Origin of the sequence: Pseudomonas sp. Sample_10 (genome assembly GCF_004321495.1) — a bacterium.
Taxonomy (GTDB): domain Bacteria; phylum Pseudomonadota; class Gammaproteobacteria; order Pseudomonadales; family Pseudomonadaceae; genus Aquipseudomonas.
The window spans coordinates 1-3,237 of record NZ_RCOE01000071.1 but is presented as its reverse complement, the minus strand read 5'-3'; the positions used below and the strand labels follow the sequence as shown (position 1 = coordinate 3,237).

At 59.4% G+C, this 3,237-nt stretch carries 4 protein-coding genes; 2 read left to right on the top strand and 2 right to left on the bottom strand.

What is annotated here, in order from left to right:
- Positions 1-27 precede the first annotated feature (27 nt).
- Both hslO and D8U18_RS06995 read right to left on the bottom strand, forming a co-directional pair.
- Entirely contained in the window at positions 28-930 is a 903-nt protein-coding gene (hslO, locus tag D8U18_RS07000; RefSeq protein WP_056852109.1) for an Hsp33 family molecular chaperone HslO, read from the bottom strand.
- A gap of 216 nt (positions 931-1,146) precedes the next feature.
- Entirely contained in the window at positions 1,147-1,551 is a 405-nt protein-coding gene (locus D8U18_RS06995; RefSeq protein ID WP_056852108.1) for a S4 domain-containing protein, read from the bottom strand.
- Positions 1,552-1,826: 275 nt separating this feature from the next.
- Here D8U18_RS06995 and D8U18_RS06990 point away from each other — a divergent pair, with 275 nt between their 5' ends.
- Both D8U18_RS06990 and rimK read left to right on the top strand, forming a co-directional pair.
- Positions 1,827-2,246 carry an ATP-dependent zinc protease gene (locus D8U18_RS06990; RefSeq protein ID WP_236708394.1) on the top strand — a complete coding sequence of 140 codons (420 nt, stop codon included), beginning with the start codon at positions 1,827-1,829 and terminating at the stop codon, positions 2,244-2,246.
- Positions 2,243-3,148, top strand: coding sequence for a 30S ribosomal protein S6--L-glutamate ligase (gene rimK, locus D8U18_RS06985; RefSeq protein ID WP_007972871.1), 906 nt, complete (start codon positions 2,243-2,245; stop codon positions 3,146-3,148). The genes D8U18_RS06990 and rimK overlap by 4 nt, the downstream gene beginning before the upstream one ends.
- Positions 3,149-3,237: the final 89 nt, after the last annotated feature.

Genomic DNA, 3,237 nt, shown 5'->3' with positions numbered 1-3,237 from the left:
CAGTGAATTTACCTGCGCTGAACCGTTTTAGTGACGGGTATCTGACGGGGTCTCGACACCCGCGCCGGCGAACAATTGAGCGACATCGGCGGCGTCGAACAGGTATTGCTGGTTGCAGAACTGACAGTCGATTTCGATCTTTCCACCGTGTTCAACCACCAGATTCTGCGCGTCTTCCATACCCAGGCTGACCAGTGCGTTGGCTGAACGTTCGCGCGAGCAGCTGCAACGGAAGCGCAGTTTTTGCACGTCGAACAAACGCACTTGCTCTTCGTGGTAGAGACGATGCAGGACGGTTTCGTTGTCCAGGCCCAACAGCTCATCGGCAGTCAACGTCCCGCTCAACGCGGTGAGGTGCTGCCAGCTGGCGGCGCGTTCTTCTTCGTCTTTCAGGCGATCGGCAGGCAGTTGCTGCAGCAACAGGCCACGGGCGCGACGGCCATCGGCGCAAAGCTTGATGCGTGTGCCGATCTGTTGGGACATCACGAAGTAGTTGGTGAAGCAGTCAGACAGCGTTTCACCGTCCAGATCGACCACGCCCTGGTAGCGCTGGCCTTGTGTCGGGTCGATGGTCAGTGTCAGCGAGCCGTCGGGCATCAGATCGGCCAGGGTGGCGTCGGGCGCAATCCGCTCGGCCTCGTAACGGGCCAGGCCTCGGATGTCGCGCTCGCTGGAGCATTCGATCATCAGCAACGGGATCGGGCCTTCGGAGCGGGCCTGAAGGATCAGCAAGCCATCAAACTTCAAGGTGCCGACCAGCAACGCCGCCGCCGCCATCAGTTCGCCGAGCAGTTGCGCAACCGGCTCCGGATAGGCGTGTTTGGCCAGGACTTCAGCGTAGCTGAGCTCCAGCGAAACCATCTCGCCACGGGTGTCGCTGTCATCGAAGATGAAGCGTTGAGTGAAGTCGTTATCCGGTAGGTCGGTCATAAGTCTGGGTATCTGAAGTGGAGACAAAAGTGATTACAGAATTCGAGGTTACGCCTTGGCCACAGCCCCTGGCTGTCTGGTTATGGCTTACAGGCCGGCGACTGCGCGCGTTTTACGACGAACGGCACATACACGGCAGGCGAATTACCTCATATGGCTACGCGCAGGTGCAATTACAAGTCTTGGCCGGGTTGGTGCGATCGGCGGCGAGGTCAATCATTCGTTGCTGCTGCCCCGAAACTTGAACAGATCCCGGCGCTGCTTCTTGCTCGGCTTGCCATCGGTGCTCACGCCCAGGGCGCCCGCCTTGCGCTCGGCGGCGGCGTTTTCTCGCTTGGCGATACTGGCGTCAGTTTCCGCGTACAGCATCTGCGCTTCCGGCGCGCCTCGGCGCACGATCGACAGCGCCTTGACCACCACCGTGCGTTCCTCGAAACCGGTGCGGATCACAAATTCGTCGCCAATACGTGGCTCCTTGCCAGGCTTGCAACGCTCACCGCGGCAATGCACCTTGCCACTTTCAATCGCTGCCTTGGCCAAGGCGCGAGTTTTGTAAAACCGTGCAGCCCACAACCATTTATCGAGGCGGACTTTGTCGTCCTCTTCGTTTTTTTGTGCCATGGGATTTCCTCGTTCTGAAATATTGGTGAACTGTACTACCGTTCTGTCGTACCAAGAATTACTCCGGCCCGGACTACAATGCTGACATTCCATAACCTCCTTGCGGGGCTGGCAATCCGGGCCGTAGATATCTGTCGCCTTTTAACCATTATTCTGCGTGAATACCGCGGATTCGGCCGCCTGCGGCCACCGTGGTTTCTACCGGTTGAGCCATTTTGAAGACATTTGACCATTTGACCGTTGTCGGTCTGCGCGAGTGGGTGGCGCTCCCGGATCTGGGAGTCGCCGGCCTTCGCGCAAAAATCGACACCGGCGCCAGCACCTCCAGCCTGCATGCCACCGACATCGAGACGTTCGAGCGTGATGGTGGGCAATGGGTACGCTTCACGGCGCACCTGGGCACGGTGGTGCAGTTGCGTCACCGGCGCTGCGAAGCCCCGCTGGTGACAAGAAAAACCATCAAAAGCTCCAACGGTCACGCGCAGGTGCGATACGTGATCAGCACCACCCTGGCCCTCGGTGATCGGGTCTGGCGGGTCGAGTTCACCCTCGCCTGCCGCAAGTCCATGCGATATCGCCTGTTACTCGGTTCCAAAGCCTTGATCGACGGCCAACTGGTGGTCAATCCGGGTATCAAGTATGTACAAGACAAGCCGGTGTTCCCGGTATCTACCTCCTCCACAGGTGTTGCATGAAGATCGCTGTGCTGTCGCGGAACCCGCGTCTGTATTCCACCCGTCGCCTGGTCGAAGCCGGTACCGAACGCGGCCATGAAATGGTGGTGGTCGATACCCTGCGCGCCTACATGAACATTGCCAGTCATAAACCGCAGATCCACTACCGCGGCAAGCCGCTGGAGGGCTTCGACGCGGTGATTCCGCGGATCGGTGCATCCGTTACTTTTTATGGCTGCGCAGTGTTGCGCCAGTTCGAAATGATGGGGGTTTTTCCGCTCAACGAATCGGTGGCTATTGCCCGTTCAAGGGACAAGCTGCGGTCGCTGCAATTGCTGTCGCGCCGGGGCATTGGTCTGCCGGTCACCGGTTTTGCCCACTCACCGGATGACATTCCCGATCTGATCGAAATGGTCAACGGAGCGCCACTGGTGATCAAGGTGCTGGAAGGCACCCAAGGCATCGGTGTGGTGCTGTGCGAAACCGCCACCGCGGCTGAGTCGGTGATCGAGGCGTTCATGGGCCTCAAGCAGAACATCATGGTCCAGGAGTACATAAAAGAAGCCGGTGGCGCCGACATTCGCTGCTTTGTAGTCGGCGACAAGGTGATTGCGGCCATGAAGCGCCAGGCCAAACCCGGCGAATTTCGCTCCAACCTGCACCGCGGTGGCAGTGCCAGCCTGATCAAGATCACCCCGGAAGAACGCATGACTGCTTTGCGTGCGGCAAAGGTCATGGGGCTGGCGGTGGCGGGGGTCGATATCCTGCGCTCCAATCACGGGCCGCTGGTGATGGAAGTGAACTCATCGCCGGGGCTGGAAGGGATCGAGACCACCACTGGCAAGAACGTGGCGGGGATCATCATTGAGCATCTGGAGAAGAATGGCGGCCCGAACATGACCCGGACCAAAGGCAAGGGCTGAGACACAACCACTGTGGCGAGGGAGCTTGCTCCCGCTCGGCTGCGTAGCAGTCGCAAGATCGGTGATCGTTCCCACGCTCTGCGTGGGAA